Annotated in this window: 26 protein-coding genes; 15 read left to right on the top strand and 11 right to left on the bottom strand. The window is 62.0% G+C overall.

The window, feature by feature from the left end; translation table 11 throughout:
- Positions 1–91 precede the first annotated feature (91 nt).
- Positions 92–1,027: a hypothetical protein gene (locus ACQ4WL_RS06095; protein WP_436508742.1), complete on the bottom strand. Its 936-nt coding sequence runs from the start codon at positions 1,025–1,027 to the stop codon at positions 92–94.
- A gap of 268 nt (positions 1,028–1,295) precedes the next feature.
- Between ACQ4WL_RS06095 and ACQ4WL_RS06090 the strand changes: the two genes are divergently transcribed.
- Positions 1,296–1,829 (top strand): YggT family protein, encoded by a 534-nt coding sequence (locus tag ACQ4WL_RS06090; RefSeq protein WP_436508741.1) that lies wholly within the window; start codon positions 1,296–1,298, stop codon positions 1,827–1,829.
- 117 nt (positions 1,830–1,946) lie between these two features.
- Here the strand turns inward: ACQ4WL_RS06090 and ACQ4WL_RS06085 are convergent, their stop codons facing one another.
- The 8 genes from ACQ4WL_RS06085 to ACQ4WL_RS06050 form a co-directional block, all read right to left on the bottom strand.
- On the bottom strand, positions 1,947–2,885 hold the full coding sequence (locus tag ACQ4WL_RS06085; RefSeq protein WP_436508739.1) for a carbohydrate kinase family protein: 939 nt from the start codon (positions 2,883–2,885) through the stop codon (positions 1,947–1,949).
- Positions 2,886–2,896: 11 nt separating this feature from the next.
- Entirely contained in the window at positions 2,897–4,144 is a 1,248-nt protein-coding gene (locus ACQ4WL_RS06080; RefSeq protein ID WP_436508737.1) for a DUF3426 domain-containing protein, read from the bottom strand.
- A gap of 8 nt (positions 4,145–4,152) precedes the next feature.
- Positions 4,153–5,097, bottom strand: coding sequence for a 50S ribosomal protein L11 methyltransferase (gene prmA, locus ACQ4WL_RS06075; protein WP_436508735.1), 945 nt, complete (start codon positions 5,095–5,097; stop codon positions 4,153–4,155).
- Positions 5,094–6,509, bottom strand: coding sequence for an acetyl-CoA carboxylase biotin carboxylase subunit (gene accC / locus ACQ4WL_RS06070; protein ID WP_101482775.1), 1,416 nt, complete (start codon positions 6,507–6,509; stop codon positions 5,094–5,096). Before accC ends, prmA begins: the two co-directional genes overlap by 4 nt.
- A gap of 101 nt (positions 6,510–6,610) precedes the next feature.
- Positions 6,611–7,075, bottom strand: a complete 465-nt coding sequence (accB, locus tag ACQ4WL_RS06065; protein WP_436508734.1) for an acetyl-CoA carboxylase biotin carboxyl carrier protein — start codon at positions 7,073–7,075, stop codon at positions 6,611–6,613.
- A gap of 90 nt (positions 7,076–7,165) precedes the next feature.
- On the bottom strand, positions 7,166–7,603 hold the full coding sequence (aroQ, locus tag ACQ4WL_RS06060) for a type II 3-dehydroquinate dehydratase (protein WP_101482773.1): 438 nt from the start codon (positions 7,601–7,603) through the stop codon (positions 7,166–7,168).
- Positions 7,604–7,685: 82 nt separating this feature from the next.
- Positions 7,686–8,237, bottom strand: a complete 552-nt coding sequence (locus tag ACQ4WL_RS06055) for a TlpA family protein disulfide reductase (RefSeq protein WP_436508733.1) — start codon at positions 8,235–8,237, stop codon at positions 7,686–7,688.
- 19 nt (positions 8,238–8,256) lie between these two features.
- Positions 8,257–8,895, bottom strand: a complete 639-nt coding sequence (locus ACQ4WL_RS06050; RefSeq protein ID WP_436508732.1) for a hypothetical protein — start codon at positions 8,893–8,895, stop codon at positions 8,257–8,259.
- Between the two features lie 114 nt (positions 8,896–9,009).
- Here ACQ4WL_RS06050 and mpl point away from each other — a divergent pair, with 114 nt between their 5' ends.
- The 9 genes from mpl to ACQ4WL_RS06005 all read left to right on the top strand — a co-directional run bounded on the left by mpl (position 9,010) and on the right by ACQ4WL_RS06005 (position 18,408).
- A complete protein-coding gene (mpl, locus tag ACQ4WL_RS06045; protein WP_436508731.1) occupies positions 9,010–10,386 on the top strand; it encodes a UDP-N-acetylmuramate:L-alanyl-gamma-D-glutamyl-meso-diaminopimelate ligase in 1,377 nt (458 codons plus the stop codon).
- Positions 10,383–10,967: a YqiA/YcfP family alpha/beta fold hydrolase gene (locus ACQ4WL_RS06040; protein WP_436508730.1), complete on the top strand. Its 585-nt coding sequence runs from the start codon at positions 10,383–10,385 to the stop codon at positions 10,965–10,967. The genes mpl and ACQ4WL_RS06040 overlap by 4 nt, the downstream gene beginning before the upstream one ends.
- Complete coding sequence (locus ACQ4WL_RS06035; RefSeq protein WP_436508728.1) at positions 10,964–11,578, top strand: chorismate--pyruvate lyase family protein; 615 nt, start codon at positions 10,964–10,966, stop codon at positions 11,576–11,578. Before ACQ4WL_RS06040 ends, ACQ4WL_RS06035 begins: the two co-directional genes overlap by 4 nt.
- A 2-nt stretch (positions 11,579–11,580) precedes the next feature.
- Positions 11,581–13,668 (top strand): RNB domain-containing ribonuclease, encoded by a 2,088-nt coding sequence (locus ACQ4WL_RS06030; protein ID WP_436508727.1) that lies wholly within the window; start codon positions 11,581–11,583, stop codon positions 13,666–13,668.
- Positions 13,669–13,805: 137 nt separating this feature from the next.
- Positions 13,806–14,663, top strand: coding sequence for a TonB family protein (locus ACQ4WL_RS06025; protein WP_436509100.1), 858 nt, complete (start codon positions 13,806–13,808; stop codon positions 14,661–14,663).
- The gene (gene aroE / locus ACQ4WL_RS06020) at positions 14,660–15,502 is read left to right on the top strand and encodes a shikimate dehydrogenase (RefSeq protein WP_436508726.1); all 843 of its coding nucleotides are present in this window, start codon (positions 14,660–14,662) and stop codon (positions 15,500–15,502) included. Before ACQ4WL_RS06025 ends, aroE begins: the two co-directional genes overlap by 4 nt.
- Positions 15,484–16,230 (top strand): monofunctional biosynthetic peptidoglycan transglycosylase, encoded by a 747-nt coding sequence (mtgA, locus tag ACQ4WL_RS06015; protein WP_436509099.1) that lies wholly within the window; start codon positions 15,484–15,486, stop codon positions 16,228–16,230. The genes aroE and mtgA overlap by 19 nt, the downstream gene beginning before the upstream one ends.
- Before the next feature lie 211 nt (positions 16,231–16,441).
- Entirely contained in the window at positions 16,442–17,407 is a 966-nt protein-coding gene (corA, locus tag ACQ4WL_RS06010) for a magnesium/cobalt transporter CorA (RefSeq protein WP_034746658.1), read from the top strand.
- Between the two features lie 284 nt (positions 17,408–17,691).
- Positions 17,692–18,408 (top strand): HAD family hydrolase, encoded by a 717-nt coding sequence (locus ACQ4WL_RS06005; protein WP_436508724.1) that lies wholly within the window; start codon positions 17,692–17,694, stop codon positions 18,406–18,408.
- 6 nt (positions 18,409–18,414) lie between these two features.
- Here ACQ4WL_RS06005 and hemL read toward each other — a convergent pair whose 3' ends face one another.
- Positions 18,415–19,701, bottom strand: a complete 1,287-nt coding sequence (gene hemL, locus ACQ4WL_RS06000) for a glutamate-1-semialdehyde 2,1-aminomutase (protein ID WP_436508722.1) — start codon at positions 19,699–19,701, stop codon at positions 18,415–18,417.
- Between the two features lie 50 nt (positions 19,702–19,751).
- Entirely contained in the window at positions 19,752–20,609 is an 858-nt protein-coding gene (thiD, locus tag ACQ4WL_RS05995) for a bifunctional hydroxymethylpyrimidine kinase/phosphomethylpyrimidine kinase (protein ID WP_436508720.1), read from the bottom strand.
- 96 nt (positions 20,610–20,705) lie between these two features.
- Between thiD and ACQ4WL_RS05990 the strand changes: the two genes are divergently transcribed.
- The 5 genes from ACQ4WL_RS05990 (at position 20,706) to ACQ4WL_RS05970 (ending at position 24,648) form a co-directional block, all read left to right on the top strand.
- Entirely contained in the window at positions 20,706–20,858 is a 153-nt protein-coding gene (locus tag ACQ4WL_RS05990; protein ID WP_010401308.1) for a rubredoxin, read from the top strand.
- Between the two features lie 85 nt (positions 20,859–20,943).
- Complete coding sequence (locus ACQ4WL_RS05985; RefSeq protein ID WP_436508718.1) at positions 20,944–21,366, top strand: response regulator; 423 nt, start codon at positions 20,944–20,946, stop codon at positions 21,364–21,366.
- Between the two features lie 35 nt (positions 21,367–21,401).
- Positions 21,402–21,767 carry a response regulator transcription factor gene (locus ACQ4WL_RS05980; protein WP_436508716.1) on the top strand — a complete coding sequence of 122 codons (366 nt, stop codon included), beginning with the start codon at positions 21,402–21,404 and terminating at the stop codon, positions 21,765–21,767.
- Between the two features lie 2 nt (positions 21,768–21,769).
- Positions 21,770–22,411: a chemotaxis protein CheW gene (locus ACQ4WL_RS05975; RefSeq protein ID WP_436508714.1), complete on the top strand. Its 642-nt coding sequence runs from the start codon at positions 21,770–21,772 to the stop codon at positions 22,409–22,411.
- Positions 22,411–24,648: a methyl-accepting chemotaxis protein gene (locus ACQ4WL_RS05970; protein ID WP_436508713.1), complete on the top strand. Its 2,238-nt coding sequence runs from the start codon at positions 22,411–22,413 to the stop codon at positions 24,646–24,648. The genes ACQ4WL_RS05975 and ACQ4WL_RS05970 overlap by 1 nt, the downstream gene beginning before the upstream one ends.
- Positions 24,649–24,703 lie beyond the last annotated feature (55 nt).

The raw sequence follows: 24,703 nt of genomic DNA, 5'->3' as shown, positions 1-24,703 counted from the left end.
ACAGCCGCTAAGAAATCAGAAGTAAAGAAACCAGCCGCCAAGGCTGCTCCTGCCGCGAAGAAGCCGGCAGCCGCAGCCAAGACGGTTGCCGCTAAACCAGCTGCCAAAGCCGCAGCCAAACCAGCCGCCAAACCAGTCGCCAAAGTCGCAGCCAAGCCTGCAGCAAAAGTGGCTGCCAAGCCAGTAGCGAAAGCCGCAGCGAAACCAGCGGCCAAGGCAGCAGCAAAACCGGCAGCCAAGCCAGCAGCGAAAGTCGCAGCGAAACCTGCAGCGAAAGTCGCAGCGAAACCAGCTGCCAAGGCAGCATCCAAGCCTGTAGCGAAAAAAGCCGCAGCCAAACCGGTCGCCAAGCCAGCAGCAAAAGCCGCAGCAAAACCAGCGGCCAAGGCAGCAGCCAAGCCAGCAGCCAAGCCAGCAGTGAAAAAAGCTGCAGCGAAACCTGCCGCCAAGGCAGCAGCCAAGCCAGCGGCGAAAAAAGTCGTCGCCAAGGCAGCAGCCAAGCCGGCCGCCAAAGCAGCAGCCAAGCCAATGGCAAAAGCCGCAGCCAAGCCAGCAGCAAAAGCAGCAGCCAAGCCAGCAGTGAAAAAAGCCGCAGCGAAACCTGCAGCCAAGGCAGCAGCGAAACCGGCCGCCAAAGCGGCAGCCAAGCCAGCAGCGAAAAAAGTCGTCGCCAAGGCAGCAGCCAAGCCCGCCGCCAAAGCCGCAGCGAAGCCAGCAGCAAAAGCGGCAGCCAAGCCAGCGGCCAAGGTAGCAGCGAAGCCGGCAGCGAAAGTGGCAGCCAAGCCAGTGGCCAAAGTTGCAGCGAAGCCGGCAGCCAAGGTGGCAGCCAAGCCAGCAGCAAAAGTCGCAGCCAAGCCAGCAGCCAAAGCAGCAGCGAAACCTGCAGCGAAACCTGCAGCGAAGCCAGCGGCCAAGGTAGCAGCGAAGCCAGCAGCAAAAGCGGCAGCCAAGCCGGCAGCGAAAGCAGCAGCGAAACCTGCCGCCAAGCCAGCCGCAGCGCCAGTCGTGGCAGCAGCAGCGCCGGCATCAGCTCCAGCGGCACCAGCCGCCGTGGCAGCCAAGCCAGCCGCCAAGAAGGCCGCGCCTAAAAAGGCCGCACCGAAGAAGGCAGCTCCTGTCGCCAAGCCATCGGCACCTATCGCACCTGTAGCAAAAACCGTGTTGGCACCGGCTGCAGCCTGGCCATTCCCAACCAGCACCCGCCCATCGTAATTCCAACGATACGGGTGCCTGGATGAGGCAACACGCCGCTGTGTGACTCAATCACACAGCGGTTTTTTTTTGGAGAATTAGTCGTGCTGATCGTTATCCTTACATTGGTCGTTGATACCATTGCCACCTTGCTGGGCGGCGTGCTGCTGCTGCGCTTCTGGATGCAGGCGGTGCGCGTGCGGCCTCCCTCGTCGGTGGCGCAATTCACGTTTCAATTGTCCGACTGGCTGGTGCGCCCCCTGCGCCGCGTGGTGCCGGGCGTGGGCGGGTATGACTGGGCCAGCCTGATCGGCGCCTTCCTGATCGTGCTGCTGGCCAGCTCGGTGCTGTTCATTTCCCGCGCTCCCGTCGAAGTGGTGCTGTTCAAGTCGCTGCAACGCTTCTTGCAATGGATACTCTACGGTTTCATGGCCTTGCTGATCATCGAAGCCATCTTCAGCTGGGTCAACCCGCATGCGCCGCTGGCGCCGTTTGTACGCGCCCTGAACGAGCCGCTGCTGCGTCCTATCCGCAAGGTCGTGCCGTTGGTCGGCAGCCTGGACCTGTCGCTGCTGGTGGCGCTGATCCTGTTGCAGATCGCGCAAGTGCTGGTGGGGATGATTATTGTGCTGCGATGACGGTGATGGTGGCGTAGGTCGGGTTAGCGTAGCGTAACCCGACATCACCCGCGATGCCAATGATGTTGTCGGATTACGCGTGGCTGCGCCCCGCTAATCCGACCTACGACCTACATATTAATAGCGGTAGCCGAACGCTGCCTCAAACTGCTCGGCGATGCTGGCCGGCGTAAACACATGGTTTTGCGCGCCCTGCGTGGCGATTTTAATCGCGCCCAGCAGGCTGGCCAGGCGGCCGCTGGTTTCCCAGCCCAGGTCGTTTGTGATGCCGAACAGCAAGCCAGCACGGTAGGCGTCGCCGCAACCGGTCGGGTCCAGCACTTCCTTGGCGACCACGACAGGAATGTCGATGCGCTTGCCGTCCGTATAAATTTCCGAACCTTTTTCGCCGCGCGTGACGATCAGCGCTTCCAAACGGCTGGCGATGTCCGGCAGGGTCAAGCCAGTGCGCTCCATCAACATTTCCATTTCATAGTCGTTGGCCGACACGTACGTGGCTTTGTTGATGAAGTCGATCAACTGTTCGCCATTGAAACGTGGCAACTGCTGGCCTGGGTCGAACATGAAGGGGATGCCCAGTTCGGCCAGGTCGGCGGCGTGCTTGAGCATGCCTTGGTCGCCGTCCGGCGAAATGATGGCGACCTTGGCCGGACCCGCATTGGCGATCGGGTTTTCATGCGCAAACGACATGGCGCCCGGGTGGAAGGCATTGATCTGGTTATTGTCCGCATCGGCCGTGACGAAGCACTGTGCGTTGTAGCTGTCGGCCTTGATCAGGATGTTGGCGGTGGAAATGCCCAGCTTTTGCAGGCGTTCCAGGTAGGCGGCGCTATCTTGCCCCATGACGCCGACGATGCGTGGGTCGCCGCCCAGCATTTTCAGGCTGTAGGCGATGTTGCCCGAGCAGCCACCGAACTCCGTGCGCATGGTGGGCACGAGGAAGGAGACGTTTACCTTGTGCAACTGGTCGGCCAGCAGGGATTCGCCGAAGCGGCCGGGGAATTGCATGATGGTGTCGGTGGCGAGCGAGCCGCAGATCAGCGATGTTTTGGTCATGATAGTGTCGGTTAAGGGTAAAAGATGGCGATATGGTAGCCAGACGCCGTGAGCTGGTCTAATGCAAAGTACAGTTTGATGGTTTGTTCCGAGCGCGGCGCAAACCCCTTGCTCACGTCGATATTGGCCGGCAGGTAGTCGCGCGGCGCGATCACGCGGCGCAAGAGCGGCTTGTCGTTGGCATCGTTGAGTATCAGTTCGATGCTGGGCCAGGCTTGCACGCTGCGGCTCTGGTTGCGCAGCAGCGAGACGTAGGAAAAGGTCTGTTCCTTGAGGGTTTGCAATTCACCCTGTTCGATGGCCAGCGCCTCGATCTGCGCCGGCAAGTCGACCTGGCAGCCACTGAGCTTGCACAGCGCGACCAGCGTCGGCTTCCACTGCGGGAATTGTGCCGCCAGCGGATTGCGGAAGGTGGTCATCACTTGCAGGAATAACAAAAGCAGCAGTACTACCGAGCCGGCGGCCATGGCCACGCGCAAAGCCTTGCCGCTCTGTTCGCGGCGCCGGCCCTGAGTGACGAAGGCAGGCTCGTCGTCGGCTGGCGGCAGGACTGGCTCCTCCTGCTCCTCGGCTGGATCCGGCTCTACGGGGGGGGCAGGCAGCGGCGTGAAGGCATTGTCGGCCAGCGTGGGTTCCCGGCGCGCGGGGCTGGCAGCAGCAAGCGCAGCCGGCAGGGGCTTGTCCAGGCTGACTTTGTCGGTTGGGGTTGCCGGGCCTGCCACCGTTTCCAGGTTCGGTTCGCGGCGGCTGTCGCGCAAATACGTGGCGAAGGCGGGCGCGTCATCGACCTGGCGGCGCTTGAAGGGCGCCATCGGCTGGGGCAAGGGCGGTTCGGGTGCCTCTGGCGCAGTTGCTGCAGGTAGTTCGAGCGGTGCGTCGGCCGGTACCTCGGCTGGCAGGCTGACGTCGAGGTCCAGCTCGAGGTGTTCGCCATCGTCTGCATCGTCCTTGAGCTGCGCCGTTTCGGGCAAGATGCCGAACGGGTCGAACGAGGTGTCGAAGTCGAGGGAATAAATGGGTTCGTCGTCCGTGGCGGACGGCAGGCTGTTGTCGGCCGGGTAACTGGTCGACAGCGGAGCGCCAGCGCCAGGGCCAGACGTTAAAAACGGCGATGCGGCAGCTGGATCGACCAGCGCGGCATTGCCGTCAAACACTTCCCTGCACGTGCCACAGCGTACGATGCCCCCACGTAACTTCAACTGGTCAGCAGCGACCCGAAATATCGTGTTGCAATGGGGGCATTTGGTGGCGAGGGCCATTGCTGCGCTTATGCACCTTCCGCGCGGGGCGCAGGCGCTTGCGTGCTGCCCAGGCGGCCATGCAGGGCCACCCAGCCATCTTGCTCGGCCCAGACACCCAGTTCGATGAATGGTGCGTAGGCAGCAGCCACTTCTTCGGCCTGGCGTGCCAGCACGCCGGACAGGATCAGGGCGCCGCCGTCGGCAACTCTGCCCGACAGCATCGGCGCCATCAGCTTCAATGGGCTCGACAGGATGTTGGCGACGACGATGTCAAACTTGGCCGTGGCGTGTGCCGAAGTGGCAAACGTATCTGGCAAGAAATATTCGATCTCGCACTGGTTGCGTTCGGCATTCTCGCCAGCCGATTCGATGGCTTGCGGGTCGATATCGACGCCGACCACTGTTTGCGCGCCGAGTTTCTTGGCCACCATGGCCAGGATGCCGGAGCCGCAACCGTAGTCGAGCACACTCTTGCCTGGGGCAGGATTGGCTTCCAGCCATTCCATGCACAGGCGCGTGGTCGGATGGCTGCCCGTGCCGAAGGCCAGGCCGGGGTCCAGTTCCAGGATCAGGCCAGCAGGATCCGGTGCCTCGTGCCAGCTGGGCACGACCCAGATATTCTTGCCAATGTGAATCGGCGCGAATTGCGACTGGGTCAGGCGCACCCAATCCTGCTCTTCCACGGGGCGCATGGTAAAGGCGGGAACTTCCGCCATGCCGACCGCCTGGGCGGCGGCGGCCACGATGGCGCCCTGGTCGGCGTCGACGTCGGTCAGCGCCACCACGCGGCTGCGTTCCCACGCCGCTTCCTTCGGTTCCATGCCCGGCTCGCCAAACAGGGGCTGCTCGGCATCCGTGCCTTCATCGGCGTCTTCCACCGAGACCGACAGGGCACCCGCTTCCATCAACGCGTCGGACATCGCCTCGGCGTTGTCACGGGCGATTTCGATGACGATTTCCGTCCAGCTCATGCGCCCGCCTTGATTTCGGATTTCTTGGCGATGCTGGGGCTGCCGCCATTCAGGTTCTTGCCCAGATCCGGCATGTCGGCCAGTTTCTGTTCCAGATAGTGAATGTTGGTGCCGCCTTCGATGAAGCGCGCATCGATCATCAGTTCGCGGTGCAGGGCGATATTCGTGTTGATGCCTTCGACCACCATTTCGGACAGGGCGATCTGCATGCGGCGGATCGCTTGCTCGCGCGTGGCGCCGTAAGCGATCACTTTGCCGATCATCGAGTCGTAGTGCGGCGGCACGTAGTAGCCGGCGTAGGCGTGCGAGTCGACGCGGATGCCAGGGCCGCCCGGTGCATGCCACGACACGATCTTGCCTGGCGATGGCGTGAACTTGAAGGGATCTTCGGCATTGATGCGGCACTCGATGGCGTGGCCCGACAGCAAGACGTCGCGCTGGCGGAAACGCAGTTTTTCGCCGGCGGCGATGCGGATCTGTTCTTGCACGATGTCGATGCCGGTGATCATCTCGGTGACGGGATGCTCGACTTGCACGCGGGTATTCATTTCAATGAAATAGAACTCGCCGTTTTCGTACAGGAATTCAAACGTGCCGGCGCCGCGGTAGCCGATCTTGCGGCAGGCTTCGGCGCAACGGTCGCCAATTTTCTCGATCAGCTTGCGCGGGATGCCCGGCGCTGGCGCTTCTTCGATGACTTTCTGGTGGCGGCGCTGCATGGAGCAGTCGCGCTCGCCCAGCCAGACGGCGTTCTTGTGTTCGTCGGCAAGGATCTGGATTTCCACGTGGCGCGGATTTTCCAGGTACTTCTCCATATACACTTCAGGGTTGCCGAAAGCCGTGCCGGCTTCCGTCTTGGTCATCGCCACGGCGTTGATCAGGGCAGCTTCCGTGTGCACCACGCGCATGCCGCGTCCGCCACCGCCGCCGGCAGCCTTGATGATGACCGGGTAGCCGACCTTGCGGGCAATTTGCACGATCGCTTTCGGATCGTCCGGCAACGCGCCTTCCGAGCCGGGGACGCACGGTACGCCAGCCTTGATCATGGTTTGCTTGGCCGACACTTTGTCGCCCATCAAACGGATCGATTCGGAGCGGGGGCCGATGAAGACGAAGCCCGATTTCTCGACGCGTTCGGCAAAGTCGGCGTTTTCCGACAGGAAGCCATAGCCTGGGTGAATCGCTTGTGCATCCGTCACTTCAGCGGCGCTGATGATGGCGGGCATGTTCAGATAGCTCAGGGACGACTGTGCAGGGCCGATACAAACGGATTCGTCGGCCAGCTTGACGTATTTCGCGTCCTTGTCGGCTTCGGAGTGGACTACAACCGTTTTAATGCCCATTTCGCGGCAGGCGCGCTGAATACGGAGGGCAATTTCACCACGGTTGGCAATCAGGATTTTTTCAAACATGGTAGGTTCGCGTATGTCTGTGAGAGCCGGCGAGCCGGCGAAACAACAAGTGTGAGGGGCTAAAACTGCAAACGGCCGTTGCCGGCCGTGTGGACTGGGTTTTAGCCGATCACAAACAAGGGTTGACCGAATTCGACCGGTTGGCCGTTTTCGACCAGGATCTGGGTCACGACACCGGCTTTATCGGAGTCGATTTCATTCAGGAGCTTCATCGCTTCGATGATGCACAGGGTGTCACCTTCCTTGACGGCCGAGCCCACTTCAACATAGGCTGCGCTGCCAGGAGCGGAGGAGCGGTAGAAGGTACCGACCATCGGCGACTTGACCACATAGCCCGTTGGCTCGGCGGCCACCACGACGGCAGCTGCCGCAGCGGGAGCGGCGGCTGGCGCGGCTTGCTGGTAGTGGGCTTGCATGCCTTGCGGCTGCATCATGACCATCTGGTTTTGCGGCATGGCCGACGATTTGACGATGCGAACCTTGCTTTCGCCTTCGGTAACTTCCAGCTCTGCGATATCCGATTCGGCGACCAGGTCGATCAAGGTCTTGAGTTTTCGTAGATCCATGTAAAACCCCTAGGAATGTAGTTTGTTTTATGAGTGATGCGGTGATGTCCAGAACCTATCGCCGCGCTAAATGCGTGCAGATCGCGTAGATTAACGTTTTTTAAGCGCAAAGTCGATGGCAAGCCGATATCCATCAATACCTAGCCCGCAGATCGTCCCCTGCGCGATCGCGCTGAGAAATGAGTGATGTCGAAACGTTTCGCGTTGATAAATATTCGAGATATGCACTTCCACGAACGGGATGGCGACCCCGGCCAGCGCATCGCGCAAGGCAACGCTGGTATGGGTCAGGCCGCCCGGATTGATGACGATGGCATCGATCCCTTCCGCTCGCGCGGCATGGATGCGGTCGATCAGCGCGCCTTCATGGTTGCTTTGAAAGCAGACCAGGTCGGCACCGGCCGCCATGGCTTGCGCCATTGCTGCCTGCTCGATATCGGCCAAGGTGCTGGCGCCGTAGACCTCAGGCTCGCGCGTTCCCAGCAAATTCAGGTTGGGACCGTTGAGCAGAAGGAGGTTTTTTGCCATGTATGGAAGACCGTTTTAGCGAAAGTTCCGCATTTTGCCGCCAAAGATACGCATTGGCAAGAGAAAAAAGCACGCTCCGAATTTACAATTTATCCAGATCGGCGCGCAACTGATCAAATTTCAAGCGGCCCAGATAGGTCTTTTTGACTTCGCCATCGGCGCCGATCAGCACCGTAAAGGGCAAACCGCCCGTGGCATTGCCAAAATGACGCGACAGGTCGGTGCCGCTCAGACCGGAAACATACACAGGATAGGCGATCTTGAACTTGCTGGCAAAAGTGGCAATATTGCTGGCCGAATCGATGCCGATGCCGATCACTTGCAGGTTTTTCGCCGCGTAGTGGCCTTGCACTTCGGATAACTCCGGCATTTCTTCCACGCAAGGCGGGCACCACGGCGCCCAGAAATTGACCAGCACATTCTTGCCTTTCCATTGCGACAAGGCTTGCGTGGCGCCCGCTGCGTCCGGCAGCGACAGTGCATACAGTTCATTCACGGGGCCTGTCGCGCCGGGCGCGATGGTGGTCGTCAGCGGTCCCGCTTTTTCTTTCTCTTTATGCATGCCCACGTAAGCGCCCATGCCGCCAAACATCAGCGCCACGATGGCGCAGGCGATCCAATTCTTTTTTGTCATAACTTTATCTATATCAATGTTAGTCGGCAGCCGGCACGCCATCGGCGAGACTGGCGGCCAGCAGGCTGCGCAGCCCCGCGATGTCGGTGCGCAGCACTTTGCCATCCGCCTTGGCTTTCAGCGCGCCGCGCATATCGTCGAGCTCATACATGGCCGCGTGCACGCCTTCGTTTTTCCACAAGAAACTGGCTGTCTCGACCGCATCATAACGCGCTCCCTTGAAATGCGGGCTTTCCGACATGTCGAGCACGACATTTTTATTCAGCAGGAAGATGTGGATTTCCTTGGCGCTCTCGGCAAACAGCTGCAAATAGATCTCGTCGTGCGGGCCGGCCGTGCCATTGAGCACGGGGCCGCTGAGCAGGGGATGAAATTGTTGCAACGCTTCCATGACCTGCAGCGCTATCGTGCGCAGCTGGAACAGGCGTGCCGGCTGGCTGTCGGCCAGGAACAGGGCATTGTATTGCCGCAGCTGTTCCTCGATCATGTCGTTGTCAGGCAGTACGTTGGACGGGCTGGGGGCCTCGCCGAGGACTTGCCGCGCCGCCTTGCGCTTGGCACTGCCATAGTCGGCGCCATCCTGCGCCACGAGGCGCGCGGCAGCGGCGGCGATTTCCAGGCGCAACTGCGCGCTATCGTCAAATGCATCGTTCGTCATGAGCGAGATGATACTCCGAAGCGGAAAAAGTCATGGCGTCAGGTAAAATCCCACACTTGCTCTCTTTTTCTCACCGTCTTACTTACTTAAGCGTGCACCTTTCGCACTGATCACATGCATATTCATATTCTCGGCATTTGCGGTACCTTCATGGGCGGCCTGGCCGTGCTGGCCAAGGAAGCCGGTCATAAAGTCACTGGTTGCGATGCCAACGTGTATCCGCCGATGAGCACCCAGCTGGAATCGCAGGGAATCGAACTGATCCAGGGTTTTGATCCGGAACAAACCCAGCTGAACCCGGATTTGTATGTGATTGGCAATGTGGTCTCGCGCGGCAATCCGCTGGTGGAAGAAATCCTCAACCGCAGCCTGCCGTATGTCTCGGGTCCGCAGTGGATCGGCGAACATATCTTGCGCAACAAGTGGGTGCTGGCCGTGGCTGGCACGCATGGCAAGACGACAACCTCGGCCATGCTGGCCTGGATACTCGAAGACGCGGGCTACGCGCCGGGCTTCCTGATCGGCGGCGTGCCGATGAACTTTGGCATTTCCGCCCGCCTGTCCGGCAAGATCGACGGCAAGAGCGCCGAGTCGGACTTCTTCGTCATCGAAGCCGATGAATACGATACGGCCTTCTTCGACAAGCGCAGCAAGTTCGTGCATTACCACGCGAAGACGGCCATCATGAATAATCTGGAATATGATCACGCCGACATCTTCCCCGATCTGCACGCGATCGAGACGCAATTTCACCATCTGGTGCGCACCGTGCCCGGCATTGGCCGGCTGGTGTTCAATGGCGACGAAGCGTCGCTGCAGCGCGTGCTGGCCCGCGGTTGCTGGAGTGAAAAGGAAAGTTTTGGACAGGATGCCAACTGGCAACTCCAAGAGCAGGCCGATGGCAGCTTCGACGTATATTTCAATGGCCAGCAGGAAGGCCATGTGGCGTGGGGGCTCACGGGCAAGCACAACCGCAGCAATGCGCTGGCGGCCATCGCCGCCGCGCGCCACGTGGGCGTGCCCATAGCCCAGGCGTGCGCGGCGCTGGCCACGTTTGACAGCGTCAAGCGGCGCATGGAAGTGCGCGGTGTGGTCAACGACATTACCGTGTACGACGATTTCGCCCATCACCCGACGGCCATTGCCACCACGGTGGGCGGCTTGCGGCAAAAGATCGGCCGCAGCGCCCGCATCCTGGCCGTACTGGAACCGCGTTCGAACACCATGAAGCTGGGCGCCATGAAAGATGCGCTGCCTGGCAGCCTGAAGGACGCCGACCTGGTCTTCGGTTTCGGCAGCCATGCCGCGCTGGGCTGGAGCCTGGGCGACGCGCTGGCGCCGCTGGGCAAGATTGCCAGCGCCTATGAAGACCTCGATACGCTGGTGGCTGCCGTGGTCGCCAGCGCCCGTCCCGGCGACCAGATCGTCGTCATGAGCAACGGCGGCTTTGGCGGCGTGCACCAGAAATTGCTGGAGGCGCTGGGCCGATGATTTTGTACCTGCATGGATTCCGCTCGTCACCCCTGTCGATGAAGTCGCGCCTGCTGGCCGCGCAGATGCAGGCGCTGGGCCGCGAAGCAGAGTGGCTGTGCCCGCAATTGCCGGCCTCGCCCAAGCTGGCCACTGAGCTGGCCTTGTCGCTGGTCAAGGACGTGGCGCCGGCCGAACTGACGATCATCGGCTCGTCCTTGGGCGGCTATTACGCCACTTGGCTGGCCGAGCAACTCGGTTGCCGCGCCGTGCTGCTCAATCCCGCCGTCGTGCCGCTGATCGACCTGGAGCAGCATGTGGGTGTGACGACCGAGTTTCATTCGGACCAGCCATTCGAGTTCAAGCGCGAATATATCGATGAGCTGCGCACGTTTGCCGTAGAGAAAATTACTGAGCCGCAACGTTACTTCCTGATTGCCGCTACCGGTGATGAAGTGCTCGACTACCGCGACATGCTGGCGCATTATCAGGGGGCGCAACAGTGCGTCATCGACGGCAGCGACCATGGCATCAGCGAATTTGCCACATACCTGGCGCCCGTGCTGGCCTTTTGCGGCATCGATGCGGACGCCGCCCGGTGAGGCCGGGTTCGCTGCGCCAGGCGCAATGGCATGCGCACGTCAACGCCATCAATGCGCCACTGGCCCTGCGCCACTGGCTGACGGGCGGCGGTTCGCTGACGGCCAAGCTGAAAGCGCATAGCCGGGCATTTCGCGTGCAATGTTTGCATCAGGAAACGGCGCGTTGCCTGAGCGACGAGGCGGCCATCATCGGTTTGCACCGTGCGGGCCGGGTATGGGAGCGCGAAGTGCTATTGCGTTGTGATAATAAACCGGCCGTGTTTGGCCATACCGTCGTGCCCATGCAGGCGACGGCCACGGACTGGCCCCTGTTTTCCGCGCTGGGCGAGCGTTCGCTGGGCACGACCCTGTTTGGCGACCGCATGGTGCGACGCGGTACCCTTGAATTTGCCCGCTTGCGCGCCGGGCACCCGCTGGTACAGCGGGCGCAGGCGGCGCTGGCACGGGAAGGGCAGCGCGCCGACGAGCAGGCGCTGTTTTTTGCCCGCCGCTGCCTGTATCAGCGTCACCAGGGCTTGCTGCTGGTAACAGAAGTATTTTTGCCGGCGGTGCTCGAGTTGACGTCACTCACTCGTTCCGTTGCAACCGACACATTAATAAACAAAGCATAACAATGAATCTATTTTTTGAAGAATCCGGCGATTTCAAGGTCGGCACGGTCCTGTCGCAAGCGGGTGAAGCGTATCAAGTGGAAATGGCCAGTGGCAAGCGCACCAAGGTCAAGGTCAAGGATGTGCTGCTGCAGTATGAAAAGCCGGCCCCGGCCGAGCTGCTGGAACAGGCCAAGAGCATTGCCGCCGAGATCGACCTCGATTTCCTGTGGGAAGTGGCGGGCGAAGACGAGTTCGGCTTTGCCGAGCTGGGCACCGAGTATTTCGGCCACGCCCCGTTGCCGCCGGAAGCGGCCGGCCTGATCCTGGCCCTGCATTCGGCGCCCGTGTATTTCTACAAGAAGGGCCGTGGCCGCTACAAGGCGGCGCCGGAAGCGTCGTTGAAGGCGGCGCTGGCTGGCATCGAAAAGAAAAAGCAGCAGGCGCTGGTGCAAGCAGCGTATGTGGAAGAGCTGAAACAGAACCGCTTGCCTGCCTCGATGCAGCCCATGGTGCTGCAATTGCTGTTCAAGCCCGACAAGAACACCATCGAATACAAGGCGCTGGAAGCGGCGTGCACGGAATTGCACACGACGCCGCCGCGTTTGATGCTGGCCGTGGGTGGTATTGCTTCGCCGAAAGACTTGCACCTGTCGAAATTCCTTTTCGAGAATTTCCCGAAAGGTGCCGGTTTCCCGAGCGTGCCCGTACCCGCCGTGACGGCCAAGCTGCCGCTGGCGGATGTGGCCGCCTTCTCGATCGACGACGTCACCACGACCGAGATCGACGATGCCTTCTCGGTGCAGCCGCTGCCAGATGGCACCGTGAAAGTAGGTATTCACATCGCTGCGCCGGGCCTGGGCATCCGCCCGGAAGACGTGATCGACAAGATGGCGCGTCAGCGCATGTCGACCGTCTACATGCCGGGCGACAAGATCACCATGCTGCCGGACGAAATCGTGAATGCTTTCACGCTCGCGGAAGGCACGACGTGTCCGGCACTGTCGCTGTACGCCACGCTGGACCCGAAAGCCGACTGGGCCGTGGTCAGTACGCAGACGCGCGCCGAACTGGTGCCGATTGCCAGCAATTTGCGGCATAACCAGTTAGATGACGTGGTCAACGAGGAAACCCTGGCCAGTGGCGAAGGCGAGTACCCGCACAAGGCCGATTTTGCCGTGCTGTGGCAATGGGCGCAGCAGCTGGAGCAGGGCCGCATGAAGAAGCGCGAAGCGTTCGGCCTGAAGCCGGAACAGAACAACCGCGTCGATTTCAACTTCTATGTAGAAAACGACATCGTCAGCGTGGCGCGCCGCAAGCGTGGCGCGCCGCTCGACAAGATCGTCGCCGAACTGATGATCTTTGCCAACAGTACCTGGGGCAAGATGTTGCACGACCATGGCGTGCCCGGCATCTATCGCAGTCAGGGTGGCGGCAGTGGCAATAGCTGGGCGGCAAAGATGCAGGTGCGCATGGTCACCCATGCGGCGCCTCACCAGGGCCTGGGCGTGGACCAATACGCGTGGAGCACCTCGCCCTTGCGCCGCTACACGGACCTGGTGAACCAGTGGCAAATCATCGCTTGCGCCGAGCATGGCGTGACGGCGCCGCTGGTGGCGCCGTTCAAGCCGCGTGATGCGAACCTGTTCGCCATCGTCTCGGCGTTTGATGCCGCGTATGCCGCGTATGGCGATTTCCAGTCGAACATGGAACGCTATTGGTGCTTGCGCTGGCTGCACCAGGAAAATGCGCGCCAGGTCGATGCCGTCGTGCTGAAAGACGAAATCCTGCGCCTGGTCGACATTCCGCTGGTCATCAAGCTGCCAGGCATGCCAGCGGTGGCGCGCGGCGCTCAGGTGAAACTGGACTTGCTGCGCTGGGATGAAGTCGACCTGAGCATCGAAGCGCGCCTGCTGGAAATTGCCACCGTGCCGGATGCGGCGGCTGATGCCGAGCTGGACTACGAGGAAGAGGCGGGCGATGCGTCCCCTGAAGATGGCGACGTGACGGCTGAAGCATCGCCGGAAGCGGCAAACCAGGTCAGCGACGCCGATGCGGAAGTGGCGGAACTGGCCAGCGAAGACGTGGTCAGCGAACCCGAGGTCAAGTAAGGCGCCAGTCAGGTCATCAAGGCGGTGCTGAAAACTGTTGCCGGCACCGCCCTTTGACGTAGAATTCAGCCATCTTGTATCTTGTGTTGTAAGGAACTGGGTTGCGCGTGAAGTCTTTCCGAGAGTATCGTTTCCTGATGATTGCCGTGGCGGTATCGCTGCTGGCGCACGGCGCCTTGCTGGCGATGCATTTTGTCGCCCCGGCCCCGCAGCGGGCCGTGGCCACGGATCCCGGCCTGGAAGTGATCCTGGTCAACGCCAAGCATGCCAATAAACCGCTGAAGGCCGATGCCCTGGCGCAAGCCAACCTCGATGGTGGTGGACAAGCCGACAAGGGCCGCGCCAAGTCGCCCTTGCCCGACATGCGCAAGGTGGAAGAGGGCGACAGCGTCAAGGCCAAGGCTCGGCGCATTGCCGAACTGGAACAAAAACAGCAGGAATTGCTGACGCAGGCGGCCAAGCCGACGCCTTACAGCGCCGCGCCCGTCATGGAAAAGGACAAGCCCAATCCCCTGGCATCCGGCTCGGACTTGATGGAAAGCAGCAAGGCCATCGCGCGCATGGCGGCCGAGATCAGCCAAACCGTGGAAGACCAGAACAAGCGTCCCCGCAAGACCTTCATTACACCCAGCACGCAGGAAGTCGGCTATGCCATGTATTACAAGACCTTGCAAAAGCGCATCGAGGAAATCGGCACCCTGAATTTCCCGCAAAAGAATGGCCGCAAGATGTATGGCGAACTGGTCGTGTACATTCCCATCTTCCAGGACGGCACGATTTACCAGAAGGAAGGCGGCGCCCGCGTGGAGAAAAGCTCGGGCAACGCGGCACTGGATGCGGCCGCCCTGGCCATCGTGCGCCGTGCGGCGCCCTTCGGCCGTTTCCCACCGAATATGTTGTCGAGTGATAAAGATGACCTGTGGGTTGTCATCACCCGTTTCAAATTTACCCGCGAAGAAAAAATGGAAGCTAACCTGACTGGCGGCAGCAATTGAGCAAGCAAAATATTAATCCCGATCAATATTGCGTCTTCGGCAATCCCATCGCCCACAGCAAGTCCCCCCTGATCCACGCCGCGTTTGCCCTGCAGACGGGCGAGCCCATCGTCTACGAACGCCGGTTGGCGCCGCTCGATGGCTTTGCCCTGGCGGCCCGTACCTTTGCCGCCGAGGGCGGCAAGGGCGCGAATGTGACAGTGCCCTTTAAGCTCGATGCGTGTGCGCTGGCCACCGTCCTGACGCCGCGGGCTAGGGCCGCCGGCGCCGTCAATACCCTGCGTTTTGATGCCGACACCATTCTTGGAGACAATACCGATGGCGCGGGCCTGGTGGCCGACATCGTGCGCAACGCGGGCGTGGCCATCGCCGGCAAGCGCGTCCTGCTGCTGGGCGCGGGCGGCGCGGCGCGCGGCGTGGTGCTGCCCTTGCTGGAACAGGGACCGCAGGAAGTGTTCATTGCCAACCGCACCGTGGCCACGGCCGAGGCGCTGGTAGCGCAGTTTGCCGACGCGCTGGCGCACCCCGGTCAGCTGCGCGCCGGCGGCTTCGCGCAGCCAGACGGCGTCTTCGATATCGTCATCAATGCCACTTCGGCCAGCCTGGCGGGCGACTTGCCGCCCGTGCCGCCGGGTATCTTCGGCAGCCACACCCTGGCGCTGGACATGATGTATGGCGCCCAGCCCACCGTCTTCATGGACTTTGCAGCGCAGCATGGCGCGCAGGTGCGCGACGGCCTGGGCATGCTGGTGGAGCAGGCGGCCGAAGCATTTGATGTGTGGCGCGGCGTGCGGCCGCAGACGCAGGATTTGCTGGCGCAATTGCGGGGCAGCCTGTGAGCGGCGGCAAGAAGGGCGCGCGCAAAGGTGGTAGCACCAGCCGCTACGGCTGGATCAAGTGGCTGTTCATCGTGCCTATCCTGGCCTTCATCGTCGTGCAACTGTATTTCTTCCTGCAAATCTGGTGGTGGATTGACCACAATCCGTCCAGCACGGCCTTCATGCGCGAACAGTTGTCTGTCTTGCAGGACAAGAATCCGAATGCCACGATCAAGCAGACGTGGGTGCCGTACAACCGCATCTCGAACAACCTGAAACGGGCCATCATCGCCTCGGAAGATGCGAATTTCTCCGAGCACGAAGGGGTGGACTGGGAAGCCCTGCAAAAGGCGTACGAAAAAAATAATAAAAAGCAAAAGGTCGTGGCGGGCGGCTCGACCATCACGCAGCAGTTGGCGAAGAATCTGTTCCTCTCCGGTTCGCGCAGCTATGTGCGCAAGGGCCAGGAGCTGATCATCACGTATATGCTGGAAAGCCTGATGGACAAGCAGCGCATCTTTGAAATTTATTTGAATGTGGTGGAGTTTGGCACGGGCATCTTTGGTGCCGAAGCGGCCGCGCGTCACTATTACCATGTCAGCGCGGCGGGCCTGAGCGCCGGCCAGGCAGCGAAACTGGCCGTGATGCTGCCGAACCCCCGCTTTTATGACCGTCACCGCGATACGGGCTATCTGAACCGGCGCACGGGTGTCATCCTGCGCCGCATGGGGGCGGCGGAATTGCCTTGATGGCGGCCGGCTTTCTTTGCATAAAATCAAAGCTGCCTGATTGGCACTATTGCGCCGCAGCATCTTAATGGTGCAACGCCGCACTTTTTCCGTGAAAAAGCGGTGCCGGGGGTGGTCGTGAAAAGGCCTTTGCGGGTACACTTGCGCTGTTTTCATTTTTGGCGCCAGCGCCAGCACATCACGATAACCCAACATCCGGCTGAGAGCGCGCATGATCAATGTCTTTGTATTACAGAATGGCCGGCTCAACCAGGTGCCGATCGACAGCCGCGCAGACCTCGAAAATGCCGAACCGGTGTGGGTCGACCTGACCGACCCCACCGATGATGAGCGGGCCTGGGTCAAGGCCATCTACAACGTCACCCTGCCGGGCGAAGACGAAGTCAAGGATATTGAAGCGTCGGCCCGCTATTACGAAGCGGAAAACGGCGACTTGCATCTGCGCACGGACTTCTTGCGCGAAGAAGATGACGGTCCCTCTCGCGTCATCACGGTGGCTTTCATTCTGGCCCGCAAGATCCTGTTTTCCATGCATACGGACGACCTGCCCGTGTTTCGCCTGGTGCGCATGCGCGCCCGCTCGCGGCCAGGCTCGATCGCCGACTACATGGACGTGCTGCTCGACCTGTACGCCACCGACGCCGAATATTCGGCCGACGTGCTCGAAGGCATCTACCAGAACCTGGAAGAAGTCAGCACGCGCGTGCTGCAAAAGGAATTTACCGATGCGCACGCGGCCGAAGCGCTGAATGCGATTGCTCACGAGGAAGATTTGAATGGCCGCATCCGCCGCAACATGATGGATACGCGCCGTGCCGTGAGCTTTTTGATGCGCGGCCGTCTGTTGAATTCCGAGCAATTCGAGGAAGCGCGGCAGATTTTGCGCGATATCGAATCGCTCGATGGCCATACCTCGTTCCTGTTTGACAAGATCAACTTCCTGATGGACGCCACCGTCGGTTTCATCAACATCAACCAGAACAAGATCATCAAGATCTTCTCGGTGGCCAGCGTGGCCTTCCTGCCGCCGACCCTGATCGCCAGCGTGTACGGCATGAACTTCAAGCTGATGCCGGAACTGGAATGGTCGTTCGGCTATCCTTGGGCCTGGGGCCTGATGATCACCAGTGCCATTGCGCCCTTCCTGTACTTCCGGCATCGGGGCTGGCTGAAATAAGCGTCTCGCCGGGACGCTCCTGCGTCCCGGATTTCAAGGCGAGCGCAGCAAATTCAAAAATCAGCGATAATCATTGGTATTGCGTGGTATTGAATTGGTATTTGCGCGTAGCCGCTTGCCTGGTGCCCCATTCTTTCCCCGTAGACTGCCCTTTGCAGAAAAGTATCGTCATTCAGACGTTTTCTGCGTGGTAGCGTCCGCCTTTTCAACCTAGGATCGTTGCGATGCCAGCCTTGGCCGGCTGGCTGCTGCATTTCCCGTCACCGTTGTCTTCTGGAGAGTCCATGCCTGATACCGCCACCACCCCAATGCGCTTTACCCATCTGATCAGCGACTGCGATGGCGTGCTGATCGACAGCGAAGCCGTGGCCTTGCAAGCGTTGCTGGAATTGCTGGCGCCGCGCCTGCCCAATTTGCCCCAGGGCGTTACCCTGCAAGGCTTGATCGAGCCGCGCCTGGGCCAGCGCCTGGTGCCGCTGATGCAGGATATCTACAAGGAGCTGGGCTTGCCGCAATTGCCAGCCGATGAGATCATGGCCATCGGCAACGCCGTCGATGCGGCCTGCGATGCACAATTGCGCGCCGTGCCCGGCGTGGCGCAGGCGCTGGCCGCCATTCCCCTGCCCAAGGCCGTGGCCTCGAACAGCGTCAGCGCACGTGTGCTGTCGGCGCTCGAGCGCACTGGCATGGCGCCGCTGTTCGATCAACGCGTTTTCACGCCGGACCTGGTGGGTCATGCCAAGCCGCATCCGGGCGTCTATCTGGCGGCGGCGGCCTCCTTTGGCGTGCCGCCAGGCCAATGCCTGGTGCTGGAAGACAGCGTCACGGGCGTGACGGCCGCCGTGGCGGCAGGCATGACGGTATTGGGATTCATCGGCGGCGCGCACATCGCCGCCGGCCAGGAAGATAGGTTGAAAGCGGCCGGCGCGCACGTCGTGTTCAGCGACATGGCCAGCCTGCCGGCGCTGGTGGCCGCGGTGATGGACACCGCGACCGTCTGACCGCGCTTAAGCTAATTTAGCGAACACCTTGCGCGCAGCGGCGATGGTGTCGTCGATGACGGCATCATCGTGCTGTGCCGAGACGAAGCCCGCCTCGAAGGCGGCTGGCGCAAAGTACACGCCTTCGTCCAGCATGGCGTGGAAGAAGGCGTTGAACTTGCTGCGGTCGCCCGCCATCATTTCCGCGTAGCTGGTCGGTGGGGTGGCGCTGAAATAGATGCCGAACATGCCGCCGATGTAGTCGGCGCAGAAGACCACGCCGGCCTCTTGTGCGGCGGCCGTCAAACCTTCGGCCAGGCGCTGGGCGGTGGCGCCCAGCTGCTCGTAGAAGCCTGGCTGCTGGATCAGTTTCAAGGTGGCCATGCCGGCCGCCACGGCGACCGGGTTGCCCGACAGGGTGCCCGCCTGGTAGACGGCGCCCAGCGGCGCCATGTGGTGCATCAGCGCCGCGCTGCCGCCGAAGGCAGCCACCGGCATGCCGCCGCCAATCACCTTGCCCAGCGCGGTGAGATCGGGTTTGATGCCGTACAGCGCCTGCGCGCCGCCCAGGGCCACGCGCAAGCCGCACATGACTTCATCGAAAATGAGCAGGGCGCCATGCTGCGTGCACAGATCGCGCATCGCCTGCAGGAATTGCGGCGTGGCTTTGACCAGGTTCATGTTGCCGGCCACCGGTTCGACGATCACGCAGGCGATCTCCGCGCCAAAGCTGTCGAAGACGTCTTTCAGTTGCTCCACGTTGTTATAGTCGAGCACCAGGGTGTGCTTCACAAAATCTTCCGGCACGCCGGCCGAGGTCGGGTTGCCGAAGGTGAGCAAGCCGCTGCCCGCTTTCACCAGCAGCGAATCGGCATGGCCGTGGTAGCAGCCTTCGAACTTGACGATCTTGTCGCGTCCTGTGGCGCCGCGCGCCAGGCGCAGGGCGCTCATGGTCGCTTCCGTGCCCGACGAGACCAGGCGCACCTGCTCGATCGACGGCACCAGACGCGTGATTTCCTCGGCCATCAGCACTTCGCCTTCGGTCGGCGCACCGAACGACAGGCCCAGCGCGGCCGCATCTTGCACCGCCTTGACTACTTCGGGATGGGCGTGGCCGACGATGGCCGGACCCCACGAGCCGATGTAGTCGATATAGCGCTTGCCGTCCGCGTCCCAGAAGTACGGGCCTTCGGCGCGCGTGATGAAGCGCGGCGTGCCACCGACGGAGCGGAAGGCGCGCACGGGCGAATTGACGCCGCCTGGCGTGGTTTTTTGTGCGCGGGCAAACAGGATGTCGTTCTGTGAAGTCGTCATGATAATCGTGCCTTGAAAGTGGATCGTTGTCTGTGTCGTATGGTCGATGCTTATTGGGCGCCGCGTTGGCGCTGCTGCCGGAACTGCCGGTTCGGCACCAGCTTGCCCATGCCGTGGCGCTGCGCGTGGGCCAGCGCGCCGGTGGTAAATTCCTGTGCCGCCACGACCACCTGCGGCACATCGTCTTCGTTTTCAGCCAGCGCCAGCAGGGCGGTGGCCGCCGCCGACAGGGTGCTGCCGGCGCCGTTGAAGATGCCCGGCAGGTGCTGCCATACGTCGTGGCGTACCACGCCGTCTTCGCCGAACAGGGTATTGGCGCGCAACTTGCCTTCGGCCGTGCCGGACTTGCTGGCGTCGGCCGGCATGCCGGTGACGAGCACGTATTCGCAGCCCAGGGCCACCAGGTAGTCGACGTCGTTTTGCAGAGTGTCGTCCGGGTCGGCGTCGCGCCAGGTTTCTGCCAGGCGCTCCAGTTCCACCGGCGAGAGCACCAGCAAGGTCGTTTGCGGGATCAATAGCTGGCGCACGGCGGTGAGGATGTCTTCGTCGTCCATGCCCTGTTCCGGCAGCGCCGAAATGAAGGGGTCGAGGATCAGCGGCACGTTCGGATAGTCGGAGACGATTTCGGCGATGGCCGTGACGTTTTCCACGCTGCCCAGGGCGCCGATCTTGATGGCCGAGACGGACATGTCTTCCAGCAGCACGCGCGCCTGGTCGGAAACCCAGTCCGGGTCGACCGCCTGCACGTCTTCCACGCGCGCCGTATCGCTGATCAACAGGCCCGTGGTGACCGACAGGCCATGGCAGCCGAAGGCTGAAAACGTGGCCAGGTCGGCCTGGATGCCGATCGCACCGACCGGATCGGACACGCCGAAGCTTAATATGAGGGGAGAAGTTTGGTTTTGCACGGCGGGTAGATTAAGATACCTAATTCAGCATTTTACTTGATTGAAGGGTGGCAGAACGTGAGTAGCAACGAAACAACGCAGCAATTCCAAACGTGGATGTGTCTAATTTGCGGCTGGGTTTATGATGAAGCGGCCGGCCTGCCCGACGAAGACATCGCTCCCGGCACGCGTTGGGCCGATGTTCCGATGAACTGGACCTGTCCTGAATGCGGTGCGCGCAAGGATGATTTCGAGATGGTGGCGCTGTAATTAATCGAGGTCCACGGGATGCCACTGCCGCACGCAGATATCGCGGCAGCCTGTGCTATCGTATGAAAGATTGTCGAATAATCACATGACGCGTCCCTTCCTGCCCGAGGCCCCGTCCGATGCCGTGTATGCCAGCGCCACGATACTCGTCATCGACGACAGCGCCACCAGCCGCAGCGCGGCGGAAAAGGTCTTGCGCGAGGCAGGTTATCGCGTAGTGGTGGCGGAAAACGGCTTCGAGGCCTTGGCCAAGATCGCCGACTGCCAGCCGGCGCTGATCGTGTGCGACATTCTGATGCCGCGCCTGGACGGCTACCGCACGTGTGCGCTGATCAAGGCCAGTGCGGCCTTTCATGCCACGCCGGTGCTGATGCTGTCGTCGAAGGAGGGCTTGTTCGACCGCGCGCGCGGCGCCATGGCAGGCGCCAGCGCCTGCCTGGTCAAGCCGCTGGCACGCGAGGCGCTGCTGGAGGCCGTGCGGCTGCACCTGGCCGGGAATTTTGAGTAAGTGGTTTATTGATTGACAACGCAGCAAGGAAGCAGATGGCCATACACACAATTCTGATCGTCGATGACTCGCCGACAGAACGCTATTACCTGAGCGAGATGCTGGTGCGTGCCGGTTATGCCGTCGCCACGGCGCAGGACGGTGCCGACGCGTTGGCGCAACTGAAGCAGGCCAAGCCCGACCTGATCTTGATGGATGTGGTGATGCCCGGTGCGAATGGCTTCCAGATCACGCGCGCGATTGCGCGCGATCCCGAACTGCAGGACGTGCCGGTAATTATCTGCTCCAGCAAGAGCCAGGAAACGGACCGCATCTGGGGCTTGCGCCAGGGCGCGCGCGATTACCTGGTCAAGCCGGTAGTCGAAGCCGAGCTGCTGGCCAAGATCGCTGCGATTTCCTGAGAATGCAAACGATGCCAGGTTACGGCGTTTCCACAGCGGCCTCCCCGCCTGCCGCTGCCGCCATGCCATTCTTCGAGACGGGCGCGCGGCAGGGGCGCTTGCGCCAGTATCAGTTGCAATTGATCGAGCGGATACAGGCCGCGCGCAGTGGCGCGCTGGCGGCGCGCAAGGAACTGGGCGTGATGCTCGGTGGCAGGGCGTGCCTGCTCGACCTGACGCAGCTCGGTGAAATCGTCATTGCCACCGGCGTGCAGATCCAGGGCGTGCCGCTGGCGCAGGACTGGTACCTGGGCCTGGCGGCCATGCGCGGACGCCTGACGGGGGTCGTCGACCTGGCCCGCTACATGGGCGAACCGCTTTGCGCGCCAGGCAATCACTGCCGCATCATCACATTTTCTCCCCGCCTGGGCCTCAATTGCGCGCTGCTCGTCGAACGCGTGCTGGGCTTGCGCCAGTTGCGCGCGATGCAGTCCGTGCCCGTTCACGATGCGGCGCAGGGCGTGTTCCCATCGTGGGCCGCGCAGGCGCTGTGCGACAGCGAAGGGCAGCAGTGGCTGCGCCTGGACCTGGCGCAGCTGGCGCAAACGGAACGCTTCCTCGATGCCGGTTTTGGCGGCCTGGCCGCACACAAGGATATTTGCTGATGGGCGCCCATTCCCCTATCCTGGCCGCAGGCATGCCCGAAGCGGAACACGTTGCTGGCGAGCCGGCATCGGCGGCCGACCTGCCGCTGCGCCTGCGCGACGCGCTGGGACGGCGCAAGTCGCTGGCCAGCGCGCCGGTCAGCGACTGGACGCTGCCGCTGATCGGCCATTTGCCGCTGCAAAAGCAATTGAGCATCCTGTCGACGGTGATGGCCCTGAGCCTGGCCGCCAGCCTGCTGTTCGTCGGCATCAACACGCGCAGCGGCAATATCGCCTCGGCGCAGACGCAGCTGGCCAGCGACGCGCTGATGCATTCCCAGCGCATCGGCAAGGCTGCGCCGAATGCCGTGCAAGGCAATCCGGAAGCCTTCCGCCAGCTCGACGAAAGCCGCAATGAACTGAACCAGGATTTCCGCCTGATGCTGCGCGGCGGGACGTACCACGGCCGCGATATCGGCGAGTCGCGTTCCGGCCTGCTGGCGGCGGTGGCCGATGCGCGCAAGAAGTGGGCCAGCAGCGACCGCGCGGCCAGCACCATCTTGCGCCTGAAAACGGAGCTGGGCGAATTCGACAAGACCTTGCAGCAATTGAACGCGCTGTCGCCGGCGCTGCTGGCGCAGACGGAGGAAATTGCGGCGCTCAAGGTACAGCGCGGCGGCAACGCGCGCGACCTGGCCGTCATCGGCCGCCTGATGATGCTGAGCCAGCGCATGAGCCGCAGTGCCAGCGAGTTTCTGTCGTCGGGCAGCATCAGCTCGGAAACGGCATTTTCGTTGGGGCGCGACACGACGTATTTCCGTACCGCCGTCGAAGGCTTGCTCAATGGCAGCGTGGCGCTGCAATTGGCGCCCACGCGCGATGCCGAATTGCGCGACCGGCTGGTGGCGCTGAAAGCCAGTTTCGACACTTACCAGAAAATGGTCTCGTCGATACTCGACCGGCTGGATAAATTCAGTTCGGCCAAGAGCGCCGAACAGCTGATCTTCAACGAGAACGAAGACCTGCGCCAGCGCTTGACTTTGCTGCAGCAGATGTACCATGTGAACCAGGAAACGCTGGGCATGGCTTTCTGGATGATGGTCGGCGGCGTGTTGCTGACCCTGATCGCGGCGGCCGGCATTGGCCGCGTGCTGCTGCAGGACTCTGTCAACCGCACGCGCGACGCCGAGCGGCGGCGCCAGGAAGCGGAAATCCTGCGCCTGCTGTCGCAGGAAAAGGAAGCGCAGGCCAAGGCCAAGAATGAGCAGAACCAGGCGGCCATCCTGCGCTTGATGAACGAATTGCAGAAGGTCGCCGACGGCGACCTGACGGTGCAGGCCACCGTGTCGGAAGATATCACGGGCGCCATCGCCGATTCCGTCAACTACACAGTGGAGGAATTGCGCGGCCTGGTGGGGCGCGTGACGGCGACGGCCGAGCAGGTCAACCGCGCCTCGACGCAGGCGCAAGGCATCTCCAGCAAGCTCCTGATCGCTTCGCAGCAGCAGTCGCGCGAAATTCAGGGCGTCAGCGCCACCGTGGTCAAAATGGCCAATGCGATTACCGACGTGTCGAAGTCGGCCAGTGTCTCGGCCGACGTGGCGCGCCAGTCGGTGGCGGCGGCGCAGCAGGGGGCGACGGCGGTGGAAAACGCCATCAAGGGCATGCATGAAATCCGCGAGCAGATCCAGGACACCTCCAAGCGCATCAAGCGCCTGGGCGAATCGTCGCAGGAAATCGGCGAAATCACCGAGCTCATTTCCGACATTACCGAGCAGACCAACGTGCTGGCGCTGAACGCCGCCATCCAGGCTGCCTCGGCCGGCGAGGCGGGGCGCGGCTTCTCGGTCGTCGCCGAGGAAGTGCAGCGCCTGGCCGAACGCTCGGCCGCCGCCGCCAAGCAGATCGGTGCGCTGGTGCGCACCATCCAGGCCGATACCCAGGATGCGACGCGGGCGATGGAAACCTCCACGCAGGGCGTGGTCGAGGGCGCACACCTGTCCGACGCGGCCGGCGCTGCCTTGAACGACATCAGCCAGGTGTCGAAACACCTGGCTGAACTGATCCAGGGCATCTCGTTTGCTACCGGCACACAGGCCGGCTCGGCCAGCGGCGTGGCCTTGAATATCCAGCATATCCTGAGCGTGACGGAGCAGACTCAGGACGGCACGCAGCAAACGGCGCAGTCGATCCACAAGTTATCGATGCTGGCGCAGGAACTGAAAAACTCGGTGTCGCGCTTCCGCGTCGCCGCCTGAACGCCGCGCCAGTCCAGGCGCGGTGTGTTGTGCGTACCGATTTTTGCGCTACGAT

The organism is Janthinobacterium kochi (genome assembly GCF_051380715.1).
Classification (GTDB): domain Bacteria; phylum Pseudomonadota; class Gammaproteobacteria; order Burkholderiales; family Burkholderiaceae_D; genus Janthinobacterium.
The sequence above is the reverse complement of the archived record's forward strand: the minus strand, read 5'-3'. Positions and strand labels throughout refer to the sequence as shown.